24 protein-coding genes, 1 tRNA gene and 2 pseudogenes are annotated in these 20,678 nt (G+C 63.6%); 15 read left to right on the top strand and 12 right to left on the bottom strand.

The features are described 5' to 3' along the window. Positions 1–16: 16 nt before the first annotated feature. From GSI01S_RS16680 to GSI01S_RS16665, 4 genes are read right to left on the bottom strand one after another with little or no spacing between them, the layout of a single operon-like run. Positions 17–730, bottom strand: coding sequence for a type I-E CRISPR-associated protein Cas5/CasD (locus GSI01S_RS16680; RefSeq protein WP_006897794.1), 714 nt, complete (start codon positions 728–730; stop codon positions 17–19). Then, a complete protein-coding gene (locus GSI01S_RS16675; protein ID WP_006897793.1) occupies positions 727–1,107 on the bottom strand; it encodes a helix-turn-helix domain-containing protein in 381 nt (126 codons plus the stop codon). Before GSI01S_RS16675 ends, GSI01S_RS16680 begins: the two co-directional genes overlap by 4 nt. Further along, complete coding sequence (locus GSI01S_RS16670; RefSeq protein WP_006897792.1) at positions 1,095–2,000, bottom strand: hypothetical protein; 906 nt, start codon at positions 1,998–2,000, stop codon at positions 1,095–1,097. Before GSI01S_RS16670 ends, GSI01S_RS16675 begins: the two co-directional genes overlap by 13 nt. After that, positions 1,997–2,248, bottom strand: a complete 252-nt coding sequence (locus GSI01S_RS16665) for a hypothetical protein (RefSeq protein ID WP_006897791.1) — start codon at positions 2,246–2,248, stop codon at positions 1,997–1,999. The genes GSI01S_RS16670 and GSI01S_RS16665 overlap by 4 nt, the downstream gene beginning before the upstream one ends. A gap of 355 nt (positions 2,249–2,603) precedes the next feature. On the opposite strand from GSI01S_RS16665, the gene GSI01S_RS16660 reads away from it, so the two are divergent. Further along, on the top strand, positions 2,604–2,954 hold the full coding sequence (locus GSI01S_RS16660) for a M15 family metallopeptidase (protein ID WP_244874927.1): 351 nt from the start codon (positions 2,604–2,606) through the stop codon (positions 2,952–2,954). Positions 2,955–3,753: 799 nt separating this feature from the next. On the opposite strand, the gene GSI01S_RS16655 is transcribed toward GSI01S_RS16660, so the two are convergent. Further along, positions 3,754–4,245: a type II toxin-antitoxin system Phd/YefM family antitoxin gene (locus GSI01S_RS16655; protein ID WP_006897788.1), complete on the bottom strand. Its 492-nt coding sequence runs from the start codon at positions 4,243–4,245 to the stop codon at positions 3,754–3,756. Positions 4,246–4,566: 321 nt separating this feature from the next. Between GSI01S_RS16655 and GSI01S_RS16650 the strand changes: the two are divergent. From GSI01S_RS16650 to GSI01S_RS16635, 5 genes and pseudogenes are all read left to right on the top strand, one after another. Beyond that, positions 4,567–5,556: pseudogene (locus GSI01S_RS16650) on the top strand (tyrosine-type recombinase/integrase); the annotation flags it as partial. Beyond that, positions 5,519–5,611 (top strand) — tRNA-OTHER (locus GSI01S_RS20220). The pseudogene GSI01S_RS16650 and the gene GSI01S_RS20220, both read left to right, overlap by 38 nt. A gap of 287 nt (positions 5,612–5,898) precedes the next feature. Beyond that, the gene (locus GSI01S_RS16645; protein ID WP_006897785.1) at positions 5,899–6,132 is read left to right on the top strand and encodes a hypothetical protein; all 234 of its coding nucleotides are present in this window, start codon (positions 5,899–5,901) and stop codon (positions 6,130–6,132) included. Positions 6,133–6,162: 30 nt separating this feature from the next. Further along, complete coding sequence (locus GSI01S_RS16640) at positions 6,163–7,761, top strand: Eco57I restriction-modification methylase domain-containing protein (protein ID WP_085950760.1); 1,599 nt, start codon at positions 6,163–6,165, stop codon at positions 7,759–7,761. Continuing rightward, positions 7,761–8,681 (top strand): XamI family restriction endonuclease, encoded by a 921-nt coding sequence (locus GSI01S_RS16635; protein ID WP_006897783.1) that lies wholly within the window; start codon positions 7,761–7,763, stop codon positions 8,679–8,681. Before GSI01S_RS16640 ends, GSI01S_RS16635 begins: the two co-directional genes overlap by 1 nt. Before the next feature lie 66 nt (positions 8,682–8,747). On the opposite strand, the gene GSI01S_RS16630 is transcribed toward GSI01S_RS16635, so the two are convergent. Beyond that, positions 8,748–9,947 carry a tyrosine-type recombinase/integrase gene (locus tag GSI01S_RS16630; RefSeq protein WP_006897782.1) on the bottom strand — a complete coding sequence of 400 codons (1,200 nt, stop codon included), beginning with the start codon at positions 9,945–9,947 and terminating at the stop codon, positions 8,748–8,750. 1 nt (position 9,948) lies between these two features. Beyond that, positions 9,949–10,365, bottom strand: a complete 417-nt coding sequence (locus GSI01S_RS19630; RefSeq protein ID WP_006897781.1) for a helix-turn-helix domain-containing protein — start codon at positions 10,363–10,365, stop codon at positions 9,949–9,951. Positions 10,366–10,482: 117 nt separating this feature from the next. On the opposite strand from GSI01S_RS19630, the gene GSI01S_RS16620 reads away from it, so the two are divergent. The 6 genes and pseudogenes from GSI01S_RS16620 to GSI01S_RS20570 all read left to right on the top strand — a co-directional run bounded on the left by GSI01S_RS16620 (position 10,483) and on the right by GSI01S_RS20570 (position 15,562). Then, a complete protein-coding gene (locus tag GSI01S_RS16620) occupies positions 10,483–11,082 on the top strand; it encodes a TetR/AcrR family transcriptional regulator (RefSeq protein ID WP_039867949.1) in 600 nt (199 codons plus the stop codon). Next, complete coding sequence (locus GSI01S_RS16615) at positions 11,079–12,872, top strand: alpha/beta fold hydrolase (protein ID WP_006897779.1); 1,794 nt, start codon at positions 11,079–11,081, stop codon at positions 12,870–12,872. Before GSI01S_RS16620 ends, GSI01S_RS16615 begins: the two co-directional genes overlap by 4 nt. Continuing rightward, positions 12,869–14,215 (top strand): M20 metallopeptidase family protein, encoded by a 1,347-nt coding sequence (locus GSI01S_RS16610; protein WP_006897778.1) that lies wholly within the window; start codon positions 12,869–12,871, stop codon positions 14,213–14,215. The genes GSI01S_RS16615 and GSI01S_RS16610 overlap by 4 nt, the downstream gene beginning before the upstream one ends. A gap of 2 nt (positions 14,216–14,217) precedes the next feature. Continuing rightward, a pseudogene (locus GSI01S_RS19900) lies at positions 14,218–14,997 on the top strand (helix-turn-helix domain-containing protein); the annotation flags it as partial. Then, the gene (locus tag GSI01S_RS20810; RefSeq protein WP_081598143.1) at positions 14,943–15,128 is read left to right on the top strand and encodes an integrase core domain-containing protein; all 186 of its coding nucleotides are present in this window, start codon (positions 14,943–14,945) and stop codon (positions 15,126–15,128) included. The pseudogene GSI01S_RS19900 and the gene GSI01S_RS20810, both read left to right, overlap by 55 nt. A gap of 191 nt (positions 15,129–15,319) precedes the next feature. Next, positions 15,320–15,562 (top strand): GNAT family N-acetyltransferase, encoded by a 243-nt coding sequence (locus GSI01S_RS20570; RefSeq protein WP_006897776.1) that lies wholly within the window; start codon positions 15,320–15,322, stop codon positions 15,560–15,562. A gap of 108 nt (positions 15,563–15,670) precedes the next feature. Here the strand turns inward: GSI01S_RS20570 and GSI01S_RS20800 are convergent, their stop codons facing one another. After that, a complete protein-coding gene (locus GSI01S_RS20800) occupies positions 15,671–15,985 on the bottom strand; it encodes a DF family (seleno)protein (protein WP_006897775.1) in 315 nt (104 codons plus the stop codon). Positions 15,986–16,124: 139 nt separating this feature from the next. Between GSI01S_RS20800 and GSI01S_RS20380 the strand changes: the two genes are divergently transcribed. Then, positions 16,125–16,877, top strand: a complete 753-nt coding sequence (locus GSI01S_RS20380; protein ID WP_006897774.1) for a hypothetical protein — start codon at positions 16,125–16,127, stop codon at positions 16,875–16,877. A gap of 21 nt (positions 16,878–16,898) precedes the next feature. On the opposite strand, the gene GSI01S_RS16580 is transcribed toward GSI01S_RS20380, so the two are convergent. Continuing rightward, positions 16,899–17,300, bottom strand: coding sequence for a hypothetical protein (locus tag GSI01S_RS16580; protein ID WP_157225335.1), 402 nt, complete (start codon positions 17,298–17,300; stop codon positions 16,899–16,901). A gap of 195 nt (positions 17,301–17,495) precedes the next feature. Between GSI01S_RS16580 and GSI01S_RS16575 the strand changes: the two genes are divergently transcribed. Both GSI01S_RS16575 and GSI01S_RS16570 read left to right on the top strand, forming a co-directional pair. Further along, positions 17,496–18,095 carry a hypothetical protein gene (locus GSI01S_RS16575; protein ID WP_039867947.1) on the top strand — a complete coding sequence of 200 codons (600 nt, stop codon included), beginning with the start codon at positions 17,496–17,498 and terminating at the stop codon, positions 18,093–18,095. Between the two features lie 41 nt (positions 18,096–18,136). Beyond that, entirely contained in the window at positions 18,137–18,580 is a 444-nt protein-coding gene (locus GSI01S_RS16570) for a hypothetical protein (protein WP_006897771.1), read from the top strand. A gap of 97 nt (positions 18,581–18,677) precedes the next feature. Here GSI01S_RS16570 and GSI01S_RS19625 read toward each other — a convergent pair whose 3' ends face one another. The 3 genes from GSI01S_RS19625 to GSI01S_RS16565 form a co-directional block, all read right to left on the bottom strand. After that, a complete protein-coding gene (locus GSI01S_RS19625) occupies positions 18,678–18,884 on the bottom strand; it encodes a hypothetical protein (RefSeq protein WP_006897770.1) in 207 nt (68 codons plus the stop codon). A 455-nt stretch (positions 18,885–19,339) separates the two neighbouring features. After that, complete coding sequence (locus tag GSI01S_RS19885) at positions 19,340–19,702, bottom strand: hypothetical protein (RefSeq protein ID WP_006897768.1); 363 nt, start codon at positions 19,700–19,702, stop codon at positions 19,340–19,342. Between the two features lie 18 nt (positions 19,703–19,720). Beyond that, on the bottom strand, positions 19,721–20,518 hold the full coding sequence (locus GSI01S_RS16565; protein ID WP_006897767.1) for a ParA family protein: 798 nt from the start codon (positions 20,516–20,518) through the stop codon (positions 19,721–19,723). Positions 20,519–20,678 lie beyond the last annotated feature (160 nt).

Raw genomic sequence — 20,678 nt, 5'->3', positions numbered from 1 at the left:
AGGTAGGTGGGTTTGCTCAGCCTTTCCTGGTCGGCGGGATGAGTGCGTCGATCCAAGCTCCTGGCGAGATGCGGTCGGGGTAGCCGTCGGGGTTGTCGATCTGGATGTAGCCGAGTTCGGTGGCGCGGCGTTGGTCTCGTGGGCGGTAGAGGCGTGCTTCGGTGCGTCGGGGTTGTGTGCGGCGGTACCAGGGAGCGGCGATCCAGTCGTGGGCGCGGAGGATGTCGACGGGATCTCCGTCGACGACGCCGAGCAGGAGAGGGTAGGTCGGTGGATACTCCCGGCGGCCGAGAAACAGTGCCCATCGTGGGGCGTGAAGGGCCGCGGCGATCTGATCCAGGAACGCGCGGTCGCCGCCGATCCCGGCGAGGAACACGGCGTCGTCGAGGACGGACTCGATCAGGGGTTGAACGATCATTCGGGATTGGGTCCGGCGCCGGGTCGTGCGGAACTCGGTTCGGGCGCGGCCGGGTTGGTCGGCGCGGACGACGATGTCGAGTGCGAGTAGGTCGGCGAGCTCCGGTCGGGCGTGGCGCGGTGGTCCTGCGATGCGGTAGCGGCCCAGGGCTGATCCGAGCAGGCCGGCCAGGCCGGTGTTCGTGGGTGCGAGGCGTTCGGGGCTCAGGTCCCGTTTGATTGGTCGGCGAGTCAAGTCGGGTTGCGCGCGATGGACGTCCCAGGCTTGGGTGGGGCCGGCCAGTCGCAGCAGCAGCGTGGCCTCACTGGTCATTCGGGGACCTCCTCGTGCATGTACCGAAGGCGGAGTCCGGGAATGCGTTCGGCGACGCGGCCGAGGGCCGCGCGGTGCCAGGAGGCTGGGTAGGTCACGTCGGGCCAGTGTTCCCAGAGTTGTTCGTCATCGATGTAGATCGGGACGACGGTGTCGCCGTCCTCGCGGATGGCGGCGGTGACTTGGTCGATGAAGTCGTCGGTTGCGGCGAGCATGCTGCGGACCTGGGCGGCGACTCTCGGCGGGATGACCGAGGTCCCGGCATCCCAGCGGCGGACAGTACGGTCCTGGACTCCGAGTTGGGCGGCGATCCAGGCTCCGGTGACGCCTAGTCGTTCCCGAGCTACGCGGAACTCGGCTCCGGTCATCGTCTCCATACCCACACTCGTTCCTTCCTGATTAGCGGCGCACCTTCTGGGCCGGCGACGTAGGGGGCGATCCATCGCTCCTCTTTGCGTGAGCGGCCCGGGCCGACGTGGTAGGTCTTCCAGTGGTCGCGCACGATCCACCGGCACGAGTAGTGGCGGTCGCCGGCCGATGCCGCGGTGCCGTCCGGGCCGACCGACCAATCACGGACCGTTCGCAGATCGATGACCGTGACCTCCGGGATCGGCCTGTTCCTTGTCTCTCGTGGGTGGCCATCGGTAGCGAGGTTCGCTGGGCGGGTGCCGGCCACCTTCGGTTCCTGTGAGAGAAGCATGGTTGCAATGAGGATCCGCCAGAGCACGATTTCCGGCGACATCAACGCCTCACCGATGCTGATTGTCATGTGCGCCAGCGACTCCAAGTCCGTGGTGTCTGCCGGTTCGGGCATCAGCAGCTTCTCGAGCCCGGCTCGGCCGCCAGCGCGCACCGCAGCCTTCGTCCAGCCGGACACTCGTAAGTCACCCATCAGTGCCGTATGTTGCGGAGCCTCCGCGAATCGGGTCCAGGAGATCGCGTCGACGGTTCGGTCGCTGTGCGGCAACTGCATCGACAGGCCGCCGTCGAAGACGACCAGACCGGTGCGGTGCTCGGAAGGAAACTCCCACTCGGGCAGACGTCTCCCGGACAGTGCCGTGTCGAGGGCCAGGGTCGTCATGTCGGGGGAGACCCACCACAAGGAGCCCGTTTCCAGTCCATCTGCTTCGGCGTCCCACAGTCGTGCAGGGAGGTCGTGGCCGCTTCCCCAGATCGCGGGGTCGAGTGATCGGGCCTTGGTAGCGTCGGCCCGCAGGGCTGCGACCATCTGCTTGCGAATCTGAGGAAGCTGGGTGGCACGCAGGATCACTGCAGGGTCTCATCCTGGTCGGTCCGTCCCGCGTCGGAGGGACGCGCAGTGATCGTCTCGACCAGCGACCAGAACGCTTCGACGTCGAGGGCCGTAGACACGTACTCGGTCCCCTGCAGCGACCATGTGCTCAGCGGCGCTGCTTCGACAACGGCGTCGGTGAGTCGATCGATAGTCTCGGCGTCGAACTCATCTCCTACGGCCGCTTCGACGACGTAAGAGTGAATGTCGGTGCGCGTGATGGTCATGCGATTCCCCTTCGGGCCTCGGCTGGGCCTACATGCCCTACCTGGTACCTTCACCATATGTCCTAAAATAGGACACGTCAAGGGCGGATTTCATCGTTCCTGCCTGAATGCGGTTGCCTCCTGCGTCATCTCAGGAGCTTCGGCATTAGTATTGAAAGCGAGATTTGGACGGTCTCACACAACAACAGAAGGTAGGCAACCAATGTCAAAATTTGGCATGCGTTCGTTCGTGGCAACAATGGTCGCCGCGGCAGGCGTAGGCGGTACTGTTCTCTGTTCGGCTCCGGCACACGCAGCAGAGCTGTCACAGAACGGTTTCCCCCTGATCAGTCAGGACCAGACAGTCGAGTGGAGCGTGAACGGAGTCACGTTCTGGACTGCGCCCGGTGCGCCGACTGAGAAACTGCAGGCATTCGTCACATGGTTCGATGCGGCTATCGAGCCGGTGTCGCTCGGAAACGGAGACGACTGGTCGTGGGCCGAGCCGGCACTGGTTCCCCCAAGCAACGTCAGCTACAGCAATCACGGCAGCGGCACCGCAATCGATCTGAATCTCGAACGCCACGCCGGCCAGGGCGCGAGCGGGACTTTCACCCCCGAGCAGGCCTCGGCGATCGCAGCCAAGGCCGCAGAGCTCGGACTCGTATGGGGTGGGTCGTGGACTGACATCCCCGACGAGCCGCACATCGAGCTGGCTCACCTCTAAGCATCAACAGCCGCAAGCCAGACTTACCCAAGAAGGCCCTCAACTTCTCACGAGTTGGGGGCCTTCTGCTGCGCGATAAATATTTGGAGTTCACTCGCGTGATTCACCAGTAAGTCCTGGTGTTCGGGGCGAGGGTTCACCGGTTAGTGGCAAGAGGTTCTTGGGCGCCCCGCGACCAGGGTCCTCGCGGCAGGCCTTCGATCTATCGTGGTCTACTTTCCGGGGTGATTAGCACTCAAGACTACTCGGCCGGGAACTAAACGCTACGTCTGACTTTGATCGGGAATACCCCTGGACCGACGTCGAGATTCAACACCCATCCATTAAGCGCACAAGAAGCCCTCAGCCCGTAACCCCCTGTCGGAAGACCGTTGTCATCCCAGTAGGGGACGAGCGGCGTAGTGTCGAAGAGGCATGGGGAGTGTCGCGGGCGCATGCGTTTTGGTCCCCACCATAGAAGCTCGTCGTTCATGCGTAACCAGCGCAGTTCTTCGACTGATTCGATGACACGCTCCTCAGAATCGGACTCTTTGTTGTCACCGCTCATTCATTTACTCCTCATCAGACACGGTCTGGATGGACGTGGATTCGATGCAGCAGAGCGGCCAGTGACTCACTGATCGCCATCTACCGGAGGCGTTCAATGTTTGGTCCGGCATCTCGGATCGGCTTCTTCTGACGCCAGTTTTTGCATGCGACCGCCCGGGGCCGGCCGTCGCAATCCGAGTCCGATCAATTCGGCCCTGTGCTCGTTCTGTGAAACCTGGTAGCTGAAGCATTCTTCCGCCAGTGCTGCGACTCAGGCCCCGGAGCCGGTCTCGGCGATGCGTTTGGCGAGCTGCCGTTCGGCATCGTCGAGGATGTTGCCGTAGTCAGCAGAGCTTGATCCGTCCCATTGACCGAGGTGCCAGCTGCGGATCTCCATGAGCTCCGCTGGGGTCGCCGGATGCCAGTACGTGACGCGAGGGGTACCCCACTCATCCCAGTTGCCGGACGGTGCCACCGCGAGTTGAGCCCCGGAAACTGCATGGCGCCAGATACGGGCTTGTCCTCGGTTGTCGACGGTGAGGAGCCCGCACGCTTTCATGGACTCAGTCAGCTGGGAGTACACGTGGCCTCCAGTGTCGATCCAGCCATGAAAGCTGGCATCCGGCCGTCGGTGAGCGCTCACCACGCTCGCGACCAGCCGCCCATTGACCGTGATCCCGATTTCAGCTGCCGGATCAGCGTCAAGGGCGCGAACCAGTGCAGGCAGCTCGGCGCGGACCTCCGTAATGCTTCTCGTCTCCATGCCACCCACCCTAGCGCACTAGGACCGTACAGGTCCGTATTCGCTACGAATCGAACGTTATTCAGTACATGTCGAGCCGATAATATACCTTATGTTAAGTAGAACCCTGCGTATTGCAACAGATGAATCACTGCGGCTCCCCCATGCCCGGGCGCTTCGTTCATTCTATGGCGTCGGGACCAGCGGATACGTACCGGTTAGGCCAGCCGCCTTCCGGCGAGGCCCCATGAGTGACGTGGGCAGTAGCCCGGTCTCGATCGATTTCGTCGTCATTTTGCATCATTGAATCATCAGATGAAACCGTTTCTGGTGGAGGTTCCGATGCGAATCGATGAGGTTGGCCGAGTACATCTGGTTGAATCTGTGCCGCTTCTGCGGCCGGAGGAGCGTGTCGTCGAGCTGATGCTCGACGGATGGCGGAACCAGCAGCTGTCCAGGAACTTGCAGTTCTCGACAATCGATCGGCGAGTGCGCTGCGTGCAGAGGTTCATCGAGCATTCGAACGAGGAGCCGTGGAACTGGACACCGGCGATGGTTGAGGAGTTTTCCGCCGATCTTCGGTCGGTTCGTCATGTGATGCACTCGACGTTGCGCGGCTACCACGGCACACTGCGGGCATTCTGTTCCTACATCAGCAACCCTGACTACGGGTGGGACCGCGTCTGTGAGCAGCTCTTCGACGCGTACCCGGCCCAGGTTTTTTCCGCCTGGAACACCGCGAGCCACGTCCAGGAGTACGACGGGCGGGCGAGCAAGCGCCCTTACACCAAGGACGAGCTTCAAGCCTTGTTCGAGTACGCCGACGATGAGGTAGCTCGGATCGGTGCGACCAGCAGGAAGGGCTGGCAGGCGGCCTACCGGGACGCCGCGATGATGAAGGTCGCCTACGCCTACGGCTTGCGGTTTAACGAGCTCACGCACCTGCAATTGGTGGACTTCGCCCGCAATCCCCACGCTCGCGAGTTCGGGAAGTTCGGCGTGTGCAAGGTCCGGTACGGGAAGGCGTTCCGCGGGTCACCTCCGAAACCCCGTTCGGTGTTGACGGTGTGGCGGTGGACGCCTCCGATCATCGAGGACTGGATCGCCAACGGCCGAGGTGATCCCGACAGTCTTGATCTGTTCTCCAGCGAACGAGGCGGGCTGGTGGTGGGGTCGACTCTTCTTCGTCGTGTACGCCGCTACTGTGTTGATCTGGGTATCCCCGACGGCGTCGATCTGCATTCGTTTCGGCGGTCGTACGCCACGCATTTACTCGAGGATGGCTGGGATCCCAGGTTCGTGCAGGACCAGATGGGGCACGAACACGCCTCGAAAGCGTGTGTGGGGTAACCCCCCACCGAGGGTTCAAATCCCTCCGCCACCGCCATACGCAGGGGAAACGCCCGGTGTTTCGGTTAACTCCGATTCACCGGGCGTTTCTGAATGTCACAGAATGTCACAACGGCCAGGAACTCGCGGACAGGGGCGAGTGGGACAAACGACGCGATGTCACGTCCCCTAGGTGGGGCAGCAATCAGCCAGACGACCGGGACTCTCCACAGCTCCTGCATCGCCTGTCCGCCGCAGTTGTCACACCGTCTGCTCCGCCGCGAGCCTATTGGGGCGACAGCATCCATGCTGTTAACGTCGACTTCCCAAAGGCGCAGGACTGACATGGAAGGGATGGTCATTGTGGCGCAGAAGCGTGGTCCACGCGGTGTGCTCAAGGAAGCCGTCCGCGAGTACCTAGCAAGCCTTGGCGGCGAGCCAGCGACTATCGCGCAGATCGCCGAGGCGATCAAGCCAGAAGTCGGCGAACGCCCACCGTCGTCGTATCGCTCGACCCTTCAGGACGAGCGATATTTCGAGCGGGTCGAACGCGGTGTATTCCGCATCAAGCAGGATTGACTGTCGGTGTCTGCTGACAACCTACAGAATATGAGCCGCATAACGACCCTTCACGACCTCGCGCGCCTGGCGGCAGACTTGGGCGCTTGCACGGTGGGCACGTTGTCCGATGCTGAACGTGCGTTGATTCCTGACACCGAGCTGCCGCTCACGAAGGACGCCTTGCGGCGACTGCGCAAGACCATCGAGCGCGGCGGCGACCCGCTCGGGGACACCTACTGCCGCATCCTGACTCCCGCTGACCGCCGCCCGCTCGGGCAGACATATACCCCGCCCTCGATCATCACCGCGATGACTTCCTGGGCTGCGGAACAAGGTACACCAGTACGCATCGTTGATCCCGGCGCGGGTTCAGGCCGGTACCTCCTGGCGGCGGCCAAGAGGTTCCCGAAGTCGTCCATCATTGCCGCCGAAGTTGACCCATTTTCAGCGTTGATGCTGCGGGCGAACATTGCTGTCCACAACCTCCATGACCGTGCCGAGGTCCGGCTAGGTGACTACCGCTCCCTAGAACTCCCTGAAGTCCACGGTCCAACGTTGTTCATCGGCAACCCGCCGTATGTCCGCCACCATCAGATCGCCGCCGAGTGGAAGAAGTGGCTGTTAAGCACCGCCAAGGCCCGTGGCTTCAAAGCCTCTGCGCTCGCTGGGCTGCACGTCCACTTCTTCCTTGCGACAGCGCAACTCGGGAAGAAGGGCGACTTCGGCGCATTCATTACCGGTTCCGAGTGGATGGATGTTAACTACGGCTCGTTGGTGCGACAGCTTCTGCTCGATGGACTCGGCGGTGATTCAATCCATGTCCTCGACCCGTCCGCTGCACCGTTCGCCGACGCTCAGACAACCGGAGCGATCACTTGCTTCAAGGTGGGCGCAGCGCCAACCTCCATCAAGCTGCGGCGGGTGGAGAGGGTTGACGACCTCGGCAACCTCTCCAAGGGGCGTCGGGTGTCCCGTCAGCGTCTGGCGGAGTCATCACGATGGTCCGTGCTGACCCGTGTTACCCCGAAGATTCCTGCTGGCTATGTCGAGCTGGGTGAACTGTGCCGCGTGCACCGTGGCGCGGTCACAGGAGCTAACGCCATATGGGTACAGCGCCGCGACAGCATCAAGCTGCCTGAGTCCGTCCTGTTCCCATCCGTCACCAAGGCACATGAGCTGTTCAGCGCGGGAGCGCGATTGACGTCCCACCAAGGGCTGAAGGTGGTCATCGACCTACCAGTGGACCTGGACGTACTCGACGCTACCGACCGTAAGCAAGTTGATCAGTTCCTGCGGATAGCCAAGCGGCACAAGGTGAACGAGGGCTACATAGCCTCGACCCGTAAGGCATGGTGGAGCGTGGGTCTGCGCAACGCAGCACCGCTGTTGGCGACGTACATGGCTCGGCGGCCACCGACGTTTGTGCGCAATGACGCCGATGCACGGCACATCAACATTGCCCACGGATTGTATCCGCGAGAGCCGTTGAGCGCGACTGTCCTTGACAACCTTGGGGAGTACCTACGCGGCGCTGTGTCCCTCGATTCAGGACGCACGTACGCGGGAGGACTGACGAAGTTCGAGCCGAAGGAGATGGAACGGCTGGTGGTACCAAACATCGACATACTGAAGGTGGGGGTCTCGTAGTGGCTCAGGTTCCGCCACCCCGCTGGACCGAAGAACAGTTCGCCGAGGACGCCGCGAAGTCTCAGGCATTGTTCTCCGAAGCGCGGATGGGGGAACCACTTGAGCAGTACCTCGACAAGTTCGAGGAGTTCCGCCTCGCCGTCGATGAGTTGATCGAGGGCACAGTGGACTTGACGCTACTCAAGGAGCACGCAGTAGACCTACTTGTACGCTCAGAGATGAGGACCGCCATACGCTTCCTCGCTTCGCCCTGGATCAGTGAGGACGACCTGAAGGTGCTGGCGAACACCACACTCAGCGCTCAGCGACTGAGGGCCGAGGATGGCGCTGGAGCACAGCGGGTCATCGACACCATACTCATGGGACTGGACCGCAGCCGCTTCCCATGGGTGTCGGAGGATCGGGAGCCGACACAGACCGAGCGTGAGGTTGCCGTTATCTCGACAGCAGCTCTCATCGCCACCCAGAAGATGCAGACTGCTCGCCGCAACGAGTCGAAGAACGAGCAGGAGGAATTGGTCACCGACTACCTGATTGGCCAGGACTGGACACAGGTGCCTACACGGACAATCTCAACCCTCAACGATGCCCCCGCGCCGGGAGAGTTCTGCCGTGAAAGCAAGTTCGGCACGCGTAAAGCGGACTTGATTGTTCGGTTACAGGACGGTCGGGTAATGCCCATCGAGTGCAAGGTATCGAACTCGTTCACCAATAGCGTCAAGCGCCTGAACAACGACGCGGCGGTGAAGGCGAAAGCGTGGATTGCTGAGTTCGGCACGTTGGGCGCGGTGCCTACAGCCGTGATCGCAGGCGTCTTCAAGGTCCACAATCTGAAGGCCGCACAGGACGATGGACTCACGATCCTCTGGGCTCACAATCTCGACGCGCTCGGGAAGTTCCTTGAAGCTACGAAGCCCTAGAGCGAGGGACGTGACATAGGCGATTGCGCGCGAGCATGATGCCACCCCTGCCCCGCCGTCGGGCGGCTACTTAGCGGGGTTCTTGGTGGTGTACATGGCGTCGAACGCCGAGGCAGCAGCCTCAACCGCCTGTTTCTGTGCGTGAGCGTAGACCCGCAGTGTCACGTCGGCGCTGGCGTGGCCGAGCCAGGCGGCGACCACAGCGAGGGGAGCACCTTCCAGCAGGAGGAGGGTGGCGGCGGTGTGTCGGCCCTCGTGCAGGGTCAGGCGTGGGAGACCAGTGTCGGCAATAGCCTTGTTCCAGCGCTGATCGGCGGTACCAGGGGCGTAACCAGCGCCCGAGGGCTGCCAGTAGACATGGCCATCCTCGTCACCTGCCCAAGCTGAGCCGGACGCCATGCGTTCCCGGAGGTATCGACGGCGGGCGCGGGTCAAGGTGTTCACCGCGTGCTCAGGTAGGGGGAGTGTACGGGTACTTGCGGTCGTCTTCGTCCGCTTCTTCACTTCGGTGCCGATGCTGGTGGGAACGACCTGCCATTCGACGGTCAGCGTCTTCGCGTCGAGATCGACGTTCGACCAACGGAGACCACAGATTTCAGCACGCCGTAGCCCAAGTAGCGAGAACAAGATGAGTACCTCGTCTTGGGTGTTCTTCACGTGCTCCAGGAGCTGCTGGACCTGCTCAGATGTGAGCGTCGTCCGTTTCGGCGGGTCGGGCTTCAACGTGTCCTCGCGGCGGACGTTCTTCACCAGCCGCGCCGGGTTGCGGGAGAGCACTCCTTGGCCGATCAGGTCGTCCATCAGCGACCGTAGCCGCGAAAGCATCGGGTTGATGCTGGTAGCGGCCCAGACACCACGTGGTGTGCTGCCGTCGATGAGCGCCTTCACCAGACGTTCGATGTCGTCCTTCGTGACGGATTGAATTGCGCGAGGGCCGAATTGCTCGACCACTGGACGGAGATTGTTGGTGTACGCCTCGAAGGTCTTGCGCTCGATTCGCTGCGAGGACAACCAACTGCTTACCGCTCTCTCGACCGTGAGATCGTTGGGAGCGACGTGCAGTCCCCGCGTCTTGTCGCCGAGGATTGGGGACAGGAACGCCCGCGCCTCGGTCTCGGTCTTGAATCGGCGACGGGTCTGCTTGCGCTTGCCGTCCGCACGGTCTCCGACGTCCACCACGACCTCGTAGCGGATGACGTCGCGGCCCTTGGCGTCCTGGCCGATGATCTTCTTCTTGATCTGGGGCGGGAGCTGCTGCCTTGCCATCTCAACCCTTCCAGAGCCAGCGCGGTAGGGAGGCGCGGCGGAACGTCTCGACGGCGTAGGAGTCGTCCTCGTCCTTCAGCGGGGACTCGCCGCGTACCCAATCGGTGAGCTGGCGCAGTGGCACCTCCGGGGTGCCCGTCAGCCTCGCGGTCTCGTTTGGGTCAGCGTCTCCGTCCCTAGGCACCGGGAGCAGGAACGCGATGGGCGCTATACCAAGAGCAGCAGCCAGGGCCGTCAGGTCGTCAACCGTGACGCGGCGGTCGCCTCTCTCGATCTCCGAGAGGGTCGCGTGGCTCATCGGATACTCAACCTCCTTCATCAGGGAGGACAGCCCGCGCAGGCTGATTCCCCGCTCGGTTCTTACGGCGCGGAGGTGGTAGGCCACGGCCCAGGAGGTCGCGCCGAGGTCTCGGAGCACGCCTGAAGTATGGCATTCCCACACAAACCGTACGGAACATCTAGATGTTGCTGGCCATGACGTTGTTGGCGCCTCCAACTAGGTTGCAAAATATGTAGACCAGTCTATTCTGTGGGCATGGCATCCAAAGGAGACCTGACAAAGGCTCGGCTCGCTGAGTCCATGCTCGAGCTGATCCAGACCAGCGGTTACAGCGGCACGGGGCTGAACGCCGTGATCGAACACGCCGCAGCCCCAAAGGGGTCCATCTACTTCCACTTCCCTGACGGGAAGGAGGGCCTGGGCGTGGCCGCGGTCGAGCTTGCGGCGAAGCAGTTCGAGACGCTGATTGTCGAGGCCGCGGTTGCCGCGGGCGGTCCCGCGGAGGCTGCCCGCGCCGCGATCGAGGCGCTGACGACCATCGTCAGCGAGAGCAACTTCCGGCTGGGGTGCCCGGTCTCCGTTGTCACTCTGGAGATGGGCGCGGATAGCGAGCGACTGCGCCAGGCGTGCGCGACCGCCTTCGAGTCGTGGATCTCCCCGACGGCCGCGTTCCTCGAGGCTAGCGGGGTTGGCGCCGATGAGGCCCGGTCTCTGGCGACCGTTGTCGTCTCGACGATCGAGGGCGCGGTCATCGTTTCGCGCGCCATGCAGAGCACCCAACCGCTGGTGTCCGCCGCCGACGTCGTGGCGGAACTCATCAGCCAGCGCTGCCAGACAGTTGGAGGGACGCGATGACACCGCGTGGGGACTCCCGTTACGCCTTGGTCTTCGGGGCTTCGGGACTGGTCGGCCGACACCTCGTCCTGGCCCTTGCCGCGGCTGGCGCGAACGTCACCGCGGCGGTTCGGACCGCCGAGTCCGGAGCGCGTGTGGAGCAGTGGCTCAGGGAGCACGGCCTGACACGGAGCATCAGTACGACGATCGTCGACTTCGACGCTGCTGAGATCGTCGCCGGCGGCCCATCGGCATTCGCGGAGGTGACCGAGATCCACAACTGTGCCGGGTCCTACCGATTTGGGATGACCGCGCACGAGGCACGCAGCGCGAACGTCGGCATCGTCGAGAAGCTGATCGACTTCGCCGCCGAGTTGCCCAACCTGCAGCGAGTCGTGCACGTCTCGGGCTACCGCGTCGGCGGGCAAGACCCGTCAGCGATTCCGTGGTCCGATGACCACCGCACAGAGGTTTACAAGGAGCTTGGCGCTTACGAAGCGTCAAAGGTGGAATCTGACGCGATCTTCCAGGCCCGAGCACAGGAGTGCGGAGTTCCCTGGACCATCGTCAACCCGTCCAGCGTGATCGGCGACAGCGCGACTGGAGAGTCCGACCAGCACATCGGCCTGGCGACCACCATCGAGCAGATCTGGGACGGCACGGCAGCCGCGTTGCCAGGAAACGAATCGACGTTCCTCCCGGTAGTCACAGTCGACTACCTGGCGGCGTTCATGGCAGCAGCAGCGGTCGATCCGGGTGCAGCGGGCCAAGCCTATTGGGTTCTCGACGACGACACTCCGCCGCTGGCAGACCTGCTCACGCACGTCGGCCGTCATCTCGGCGTGAAGGTCCCGCGCATGCGGATGCCGATCGGTGTCATCAAGCGGCTCCCGCAGCGGATCACCAAAGCAGATCCGGAGACGCTCACCTTCCTGTCCTCCGACCGCTACCCGACCGAGTCCGCCGAGGAGTTCGCCGACCGACACGGGATCCGGATGCCCGACGCACTGGTGTCCCTTGAGCGATGGGCCGATTACCTAGTGGCGCATCGATTTGGCGCCGCCATGGCTGACGGCCGTCGATTCGTGGACGCCAGTTCCCTCCGGACATTCGAGCTCGGCGTACCGGGATCGAGCCGGGTGATACTTCCGGGCTTGCCCGTGAACGCGGACACGTGGGCTGACGTCGCGTCGGGCATCGACGCGCGCGTCCTTGACCTGCCCGGCCTCGGTCTCAGCGGCGGTACTGGTGTTCAGGACTGGGAACAGTGGCTGCCGGCGGTGCTGGCCGGGGCGCCCGCCGACCTGATCGGCCATTCCATCGGTGCGGCCGCGGCAGTGGTGACAGCTGACCGGTTCCCAGGCGAGGTCAAATCTCTCACGCTGATCGCACCGTTCTTCCTCCAAGCCCCGATGGGTGCGACGGCACGACTGCGGCCACTCGTATGCACGTACCTGCGGCACACGGACCCGGCACGGCTCTCACGCCAACTGACCGGAGCAGAAGCGAGCGCGGCCGCTCTCGAGTCCAGCGTCAGCGACCTCAAGCGAAGCAGCGCCAAGAGAGTCGCCGAGCAGCTTGCCCGTGCGGGCTCGAAGCAGTGGCGTGCCGAACTGCGGGAGGCGCTGACGCGCTTCGGCGGTCCGGTCCGCATCATCACCGGAGCCGACGATCCACTCACCTCAGGCGCGGTTGAGCAGTTCGAGTCTCTTCCGAACGTGGAGCTGATCTCGGTGCCGGGTGCCGGGCACCATCCACAACTGACCCACAGCGATGCTCTCGTCGAACTGCTCAAGGGATCGATCGCGTGAAGACGACGTCCGAAGCTTCTGCCCGAGTCGGGGATGCTGTTATCTACGCCCGCATCGACGAAGCGGTCACCGACGCCGCGGCCGACCTGGTCCGGTGGCGACGACACCTCCACGAGCACCCCGAGCTCTCAAACCGAGAAGCGCAGACTGCTGCCTACCTCATCGAACAGCTACGCGAGATCGGGGTCGACGACATCCGATCGGGACTGGCCGGGCATGGGATCGTCGCGACCATCCGCGGCAGGGCCGTTCCGCAATTCGATCGTCGCATCGCTCTGCGGGCAGACATGGACGCGCTTCCGGTCAAGGAAGCCACCGGGCTGCCGTACGCCTCACGAATCGAGGCCCGTGGTGAGACAGGCGAGCGGGTACCGGTCTCGCACGCCTGCGGACACGACTGCCACATGGCGGTGGTCCTCGCGGCCGCACGAGTCCTCGTCTCGATCCGCGACGTACTCCCGGGAGAGGCGCTCGTGGTGTTCCAACCCACAGAAGAAGGTGCGCCACTCGACGAGGAAGGCGGCGCACAAGCGATGCTCGATGCCGGCGCGTTCCAGGGGATCGAGCCGACCATGGTCTTCGGCATGCACGTCTCCCCTCTCCCACGGGGAGTGGTCGGCTATCGGGCCGGCGTCCAGTTCGCGGCCTCCTCGCGGGTGGCAGTCACCTTCGCCGGAACCCAGGCTCATGCAGCGATGCCGTGGCTTGCGCGCGACCCGCTCCTCGCTGCCGCTGGATTCATCACCGCGGCCGCCTCAGTGACGCGAACGATCGAGCAGACACGCCCTGCGACCGTGACCCTTGGCCACGTCGAGGACATCGGGCGCTACAACGTGGTCGGCGAAAAGGTCACGGTGCACGGGACGCTGCGCTGCCAAGACGAGGCAACCCTGGCCAACCTCAAGGCAGCGCTGTCGGTGGCAGCCGAGGGGCACGCGACGGCACAGGGATGCACCGTCGACGTTCGCTTCCTGCAAGACGTCCCAGCGCTGGTCAACGAGCGCGCGTGGATCGATGCCGCACTTCCGACCCTGAGGCGCAGCACCCCGCGCGGCCTGGTGTTCGAAGTGCCTCCAACGATGGGCTACGACGACGTCTCGGTGTTCGTGAGAGAATTCGGCGGCATCTACCTGCTCTTCGGCGTCCAAGACACCCAGATGGCGATGGATCCATCCCCGAGACTCGAGGCTGCACCCGGCGGGCGGGGCATGTTCGCGAACCATCATCCGGGGTTCTACGCCGACGAGGAGACGCTCGTTGACAGCGTGAGGATTCACTGCCATGTCGCGGTCGACCACCTGACCGGCTTGCTGGATGCCGGTGCCACAGCAGTTGGGGCGTGACCTTGCGCCCTGCGACTCATCGCAATGCGCCCTTGACCGTAGAGGGCCGCCGCCGGCTCGTTGAGCGATGCCGTACGCGGCCGATCGCGCACGTCGCCGCCGAGATGGGGATCTCGCGGGCAACGGCCTCAAAGTGGGTCAACCGCTACCGGGAGTACGGCGACATCGGTCTGCTCGACCGGCCGTCCGCCCCGCGCCGGCAACCCACCGCGACTCCGGGCGACGTCGTGGCTCGAATCGAGTTGATGCGCAGAAATCACAAATGGTCGGCTGCACGCATCGTGTTCGAGCTCGAACAGCAAGGGGTCGGCGTGAGCCGGCGAACCGTCAGCCGGATCCTCGCGCAGTTGCAGCTCAACCGGCGCAAGTTTATCGACCCATGCGGCGAAACGAATCGCGAGCCGCAGCAGATCCTGGCTCGGAGACCCGGCCACATGGTCCACCTCGACGTCAAGAAGGTAGGTCGCATACCCGACGGCGGCGGGTGGCGCGTGCACGGCAAGAACAGCGCTCAAGCCCGAGCGGTTGCCCGGACCAAGACCCGCGGAACCAGAACCGGCTACGTCTACCTGCACTCCGCGATCGACGGTTTCTCGCGCTTGGCTTACACAGAGGCGCTACCCAACGAGCAAGCGGTGACCGCGGTCGAGTTCCTTGGTCGCGCCCGAGCCTGGTTCGCAGCCCATGGGATCACGCATATCGAACGCATCGTCACTGACAACGGCTCCTGCTATCGAGCGGCAGCATTCGCAGCCGCACTGCAAGAGGTGAGGCATCAGCGGAGCGTGAGACCGCGGCCTGGGTGCACTGGTACAACACTGAGCGTCTGCACTCGTCAATCGGCTACATCTCGCCGACCGAGCATGAGGCGCGCTACCGTCAGACCGTCCCCTCGACACCCGAGGTGGCCTAATCCAGGTCTCCGACCGGACCAGGACGGTTCAACCTTCGCGACCGCCGCCCCAACCTGGTCCGAGTTCGACCGCGATCACCTACCCGACCACCGATTCGTTGCCCTCGACCCCAACGGCAACGTCACCGGATGGATCGCCGCATCGCCTGGCATCGAGCCTGTGCGTCTACACCGGCGTCATCGAACACAGTGTGTACGTCGACCCCAACCACTCCGGCAAGGGCGTCGGCACCGCACTCCTACAAGCGCTCATCGACTCCACCGAAACCGCAGGAGTGTGGACCATCGAAACAGGAATCTTCCCCGAGAACCACGCCAGCCTCGCTCTGCACCACGCCCACGGATTCCGCACCGTCGGAACACGGGAACGCATCGGCCAACACAACGGCCACTGGCGAGACGTCGTCCTCATCGAACGCCGCAGCAACACCTAGCCGTATACTTCGCAGAGAACCCTCGAGCCAACCGACGTTCGACACGCTCCTGAGTTCCGATCACGGTGATCGGACATGCCGACCCAGGCGCGAAGTGCCCCAAGGGTTCTAGTCAGGACCTCTGCGGGCCCGCAACACCGACACCAGATGCTCGACCGTCGGTGACCCCGCGAAGCCTGAATCGGTGCGATAAACACGACACGCAAGTTCGTCAACCTGAACCGCGTCGTCAAAAGCGTCGCTTCCGTCAACCAGAACCGTCGGCGAGCCAGCGAACAACGACGCGGACGCCTCCGCATCCGACGAGATCGGCCGACAGCGTATGTCGATCTCACACCCTACGATTGCCGCAGCCTCCCGTACCCGCGATAGGGTCTCCTCCCAATTCGGGCACGCTTCGAAGTACAGAATCTCAACCAGCATCGCCCTATTCTCTCAAGTTGATGCCCGTCGAAGGACAGCAATACGCATCAGAGTGATACGCAAGGTATCCAGTAGTAGTTAATACGTCCAGATCTAGATTATCTGGATTACTTAACATCATGGCGCTACCCTAGCACTCATGGGATGGATACACAGCACCGACGACGAGACCCACGACATGTGGATCCAGCCACTCTTCGTGGACGAGCCCGGCACCAGCGCATCGACGATGCGCGATGGCGTCACCATGATCGGCATCGGCCGTCCGGGTGAGGACGCGTGGCGGCCGGCCGGCGAGGTCATCGCGTGGCAGATCGTGTGCGACTGCGAGCGCAACACCGGCGAACTACGATCGCACCGACGCCGATGGGCCTCAAGGGACCGATGGATTCGCGTGCCGTCACCGAGTCTGGAAGATGTTGCCGCCGGGCGCGTGTACGCCGACGACGACGCGACCGCGGACTTGGATTGGCGTGAGGACCTCATCGAGGCAGCCAAGGCCATCTGGCGACACGAGCACCTTCGACTCGTCGACGTCGACGAAGAGATCTCCATCGCCCTCGCGGCGCATCGGGCGGCCGCAGTGGCGATCGATGTCGCGATCGCCCGCGCCCGGCGGGCGGGCCGCACCTGGGAGCAGATCGGCTACGCGGCCGGCATGAGCGCCCCGGGAGCAAACTCCCGGTGGAAGGAAGCCGCCGCTACCCGGCAGCAGCTCGTCGACGACCTCGACACCCTGATCACAGATCTAGACGGGCAGGTCGTCTCCGCGGCCGAGCGCGTCGGCCTGTCAATCACCGCCGTGCTCGCGGAACGCTCCAACGGCGGACACCGCGCCAGCGTCGCTGACGTCCAGGCGACGTACGCCCGCATGGCGCCGACACCACCGTGACCGCTACCTGGGAAGGCCGGGTTATCGGTGGCGGAGGAAGTCGGCGACGCGGTAAACGCCAGGCAGGTTCTCCAGGTCAGTGAAGCTGCCCGCAGGGTCACTGGTGCCCAGGTGCGCGGCGGCGCTGAGAGTGTCCGCGATCAGGACGTGCTCATCCAGGGGCCGGCAGAACGTCGCGTGCTTGCTCATCCGGTTCGTGTCCATTGCAACGTCGAAGGTCAGGGCGCGACCGAAGCGATCGGCCATGTGCACCACCCGGATCGGCGCACTCCCCCGCCGGCGGACCTTCGGCGGATCCACCGCGGTCACCCGCCACCCGTATCCCGCGTCGAGCAGAGCCACGAAGGGCTCGTTCTCGAGGAATCCCCACTGCGGCCGGGACCACACAGCAAGCTGATCCCGATTCCAGAAACTCTCACCCATGCCAAGCTCCCTCATCGCCGTCGATCGGTTCCTTCGCTCGAACATGCCACGAGGGTCTGACACGCTCCCCTGATCGAATCTCGCACGACGGTGCAGGCGGTCAGCATCGGAGAACCGACGGCGAGACAGGATTTGAGACTATGCGGGGGTCGTTGCTTGTGGGACAGTTCGTGTGAGAGGAGCCAGACGGTGAAAATGGCAGAGAAGTTGCGGCGTCACGCCGCGGCGGCGCACGGGCTGTTTCTGACCGCTCACACGTGTGAGCTGATTGTCGACGATCGGCTGGCACTGCGCGCGGCCACCAACGATTCCAAGAACATCGGCGCGGCTGAGCTCGCGCTCATCGCCCGAGAGATCGCCACGGCCTCGGCCGTCACTGCGGAGGCCCTGGCGGCCGGCAACCCTCCCGACCCCGATGCCGGCCCGTGGACCACACTCATCAGTATCGACCTGTTCGGCCGGACCATCAGTGCCATCGCCGAGAGCGCGATCGACCGGCACCACCGCGATCCCGAACTCGCCCTGCTGGCCAGCGAAAGCGTGTACCGCCATCTATCAATGTTCGGCTCCTTCGCCGCCCGCGTCGACCTCGAGACCACCCCACCCGGATGGGTCGCCGTCGCACCCATGGAAATCCGATTCACCGCCAACAGCCTCATCCACGCCGCAGCCAGCACCGACTCCCCTCCCCTGGCCCGCGCCCTCACCGAAGACGCCCACCGCCTCCTCGCCGCGAACGCAGCCACTGAGTTCGTACTGGCCGGCCGGATCCCCATGCCGCCCCGTACGGTGTGACCCACAACCGAATCGGGAGGATCTGAAACATGACGAGAATAATGAAGACAGTGCTGGTTGCTCTCTGCGGCATGATCGCCGCGGCCGGGCTCTTTGGTGCCGGCACTGCCGAGGCGAAGATGCGCGAGACTCCGCGCATCGGTGTCATGGGCGAAGAAGTTTGGACAGTCGGCAACAACGGTGCATGCCGGGGCAGCATCCATGCCGGCCTTCAGAACGACCCCCGCCGCCCAGGCATTGCTCAGGTGACGTTGCGGTCGAGGGGATTCACTTCCGACAATTGCCGCGCCGTGATCAAGTTCGTGTTCCACAACACGGTGGCGCCGTTCAACCACGAACGGTTCATCAGTGTTCGTGGGACGCGGAAGGCTGGGACTGTCCTGGCTCGCAAGCAATACTGGATCGGATCGGGCGTTGATCTGGTGTCGATCACCTCGAATACCCCTGCGAGCAAAGGTGTTTCGTACTACATCGCCATTCCCTGATCGCTACGATCGCAAGCGAAAGCCCGGTTCCTGTCTCGATAACCCCCATCGAGACGGGAACCGGGCTTTCTCGTTCAATAAGACTTGGTCTGTCGAGCTACTCGGCAAGGTGTTCGACCTCGCCGCCTGACTCTGCCGCGTACTGGGCGGCCTCCTCGAGTTCGTCTGCGGCGAATGCCCGCACACCGTGCGGGTTGCCCGGCGGCCGCACAATCGCGACCAGCTCCGAGAGGGAGTGGCGCTGCCGTTTGGGCCGGCGACGGTCCACCACTCCCCCAGCCGGTTCGTTGGCCCCTTCATTCACGAGCGTTCCTCCTTCTTACTACCGTGTGGCTGACGTACAAGGGGATCGTGAGCCCTGTTCGACCGTTTGAACTGTGCAGCTCCACCAACACGATCGCCCGCCATTGACCGTCACAGAGCTTTACCCACGCCAGTAAGGAAGCAGGTTCTACGGGTTCGAACCGAAGTCCTGCCGCACGTACCCGAAGACTCGGATGGTTCTTGTTGGACTTGAAGTCCAGCGCTCCGGCGGACGGATCCACGTCCTTCATCGACACGAGGACGGGAATCGGAGGGTCGCAGATCCGCACCATCTCATTGCGGCCAGGCTCCCACTGAATGCGAACAGGCGGACCTGTCCGCGACACGAGGTCGCAGGCTGGGCCGCCTAGTTCGGTGTTCATCACATCAGCATATCGAACTAACGTTCTACCTTAATGCGCTGTGTAGTGCAATGCACTGCACTGCATTGCACTGCTAGATATTGAACTGTGCGAGGTAGTGGTCGATCGCCATCTCTACGATCTGGTTCTTCGAGACGTTCTTGTCGAGTTCGGCCGGAATCACACGGGATCCCTTGTCGAGCCTGTTCAGCAGGGGCCGTGGCAATCGAAACGAAGTCGGGACCTTAGGGCCCTCGTCCTCGGCGGCTGACTCACTTGGGCTCGACGCCGAGGCTGCCGGCACTCGCCGCTTGGCTGCGGGGCGCTCCTTCACAGGCGGCGGGGCATCGGCAACCGCCGGGGCCGGCGGTAAGACCCCTTCGGCAGGCTTGGCGGTCGCCTGTGCGTCGGCGGGATGCGGCTCGTGCCGTTTGGTGACGCGTTGACGTTCAACCATAATCAGTTCCCCTCTCCCCTACTTTGCCGCCACTAGATCCAGCTCACGCGCAAGATCGGTGAATGCCACTTGGAGCGCTAGCGCGCCATCGCCGCGAAGGGTGAACACTGACTGGCCTGTGCCGTGTGCATCGCCCCACGCCGCTCGCTTGGGCGTAACCGTTCGTGCGACCAGTCCCCCGTCGCTCAAGTTGCCGTATGCGTCGCGCAGTTCTTCCTCACGGAAGTCCTGTTCGCCGGTCTTCTCCCGCCGAGTGATGACGATCGCCTTGATGTTCAACTTCGGATTGACCTGTTTCTGAACGAACTTCGAGGTCTCGACAATGTTCTCGATGCCCCGGACGCTGTCGACCATCGCCTCCGTCGCCAGAATCATGCCGTCGGCAAAGTACAACCCGTTGAGCAGGAGGCGTCCCAGGCTTGGAGGGCAGTCGATGAGGACCACGTCGTACTCGCTCAGGTCGACGCCCTCGAACGCGGCGCGGAGCCGGTATGGCATATCGGCAGCTCCATCAGTATCTCTGGTGGCGAGAGCGAGTTCAGCAGGCAGGAGGTCGATGCCCGGCCATGAGGTGCTGATTCGGACGTCGAGGGCGGCGCCTTCCGTCAGGTCTGCAAGGAGGTCGCTCATGGTGGGAGTGTCGTCGTCGATCTCGACGCCGAGGCCCGTCGTAATGTTCGCCTGTGGGTCGAGGTCGACCAGCAGTGCGCGACCACCACTATGGGAGACCGCAGCGGCTAGACCAAGGACAGTGGCAGATTTGCCGACTCCGCCCTTCTGGTTTGCAATGGCGTAGACGGGCGCTGAACTGGGCATACTTAATTACCTCTCACTAGATTGCAGTGCAGGGCTTCAATCTGCACTGTAGTGCGTGACAGTGCAGTGCGTTCGCATACAACCGATAGCAGCGCGTTGCAGCGGTGCGCATAACAGTACAGTGCACTCGCCTGCATTACAAGGCGGTGTAATGCGGTGC

The organism is Gordonia sihwensis NBRC 108236 (assembly GCF_000333035.1).
GTDB lineage: Bacteria > Actinomycetota > Actinomycetes > Mycobacteriales > Mycobacteriaceae > Gordonia > Gordonia sihwensis.
Note: the sequence above shows the minus strand (reverse complement) of the source record. Positions and strands in the feature narration are given on the sequence as shown.

Bases quoted from the DNA above. Each gene is read 5' to 3' on its own strand.
- GSI01S_RS16570 (WP_006897771.1), top strand. From the start codon at position 18,137: ATGAAGACAGTGCTGGTTGCTCTCTGCGGCATGATCGCCGCGGCCGGG.
- GSI01S_RS16680 (WP_006897794.1), bottom strand. From the start codon at position 730: ATGACCAGTGAGGCCACGCTGCTGCTGCGACTGGCCGGCCCCACCCAA.
- GSI01S_RS16615 (WP_006897779.1), top strand. From the start codon at position 11,079: ATGACACCGCGTGGGGACTCCCGTTACGCCTTGGTCTTCGGGGCTTCG.
- GSI01S_RS16620 (WP_039867949.1), top strand. From the start codon at position 10,483: ATGGCATCCAAAGGAGACCTGACAAAGGCTCGGCTCGCTGAGTCCATG.
- GSI01S_RS16565 (WP_006897767.1), bottom strand. From the start codon at position 20,518: ATGCCCAGTTCAGCGCCCGTCTACGCCATTGCAAACCAGAAGGGCGGA.
- GSI01S_RS19885 (WP_006897768.1), bottom strand. From the start codon at position 19,702: ATGGTTGAACGTCAACGCGTCACCAAACGGCACGAGCCGCATCCCGCC.
- GSI01S_RS16655 (WP_006897788.1), bottom strand. From the start codon at position 4,245: ATGGAGACGAGAAGCATTACGGAGGTCCGCGCCGAGCTGCCTGCACTG.
- GSI01S_RS16645 (WP_006897785.1), top strand. From the start codon at position 5,899: ATGGAAGGGATGGTCATTGTGGCGCAGAAGCGTGGTCCACGCGGTGTG.
- GSI01S_RS16580 (WP_157225335.1), bottom strand. From the start codon at position 17,300: ATGGGTGAGAGTTTCTGGAATCGGGATCAGCTTGCTGTGTGGTCCCGG.
- GSI01S_RS16575 (WP_039867947.1), top strand. From the start codon at position 17,496: ATGGCAGAGAAGTTGCGGCGTCACGCCGCGGCGGCGCACGGGCTGTTT.
- GSI01S_RS20800 (WP_006897775.1), bottom strand. From the start codon at position 15,985: ATGCTGGTTGAGATTCTGTACTTCGAAGCGTGCCCGAATTGGGAGGAG.
- GSI01S_RS20380 (WP_006897774.1), top strand. From the start codon at position 16,125: ATGGGATGGATACACAGCACCGACGACGAGACCCACGACATGTGGATC.
- GSI01S_RS16675 (WP_006897793.1), bottom strand. From the start codon at position 1,107: ATGGAGACGATGACCGGAGCCGAGTTCCGCGTAGCTCGGGAACGACTA.
- GSI01S_RS16665 (WP_006897791.1), bottom strand. From the start codon at position 2,248: ATGACCATCACGCGCACCGACATTCACTCTTACGTCGTCGAAGCGGCC.
- GSI01S_RS16630 (WP_006897782.1), bottom strand. From the start codon at position 9,947: ATGGCAAGGCAGCAGCTCCCGCCCCAGATCAAGAAGAAGATCATCGGC.
- GSI01S_RS16640 (WP_085950760.1), top strand. From the start codon at position 6,163: ATGAGCCGCATAACGACCCTTCACGACCTCGCGCGCCTGGCGGCAGAC.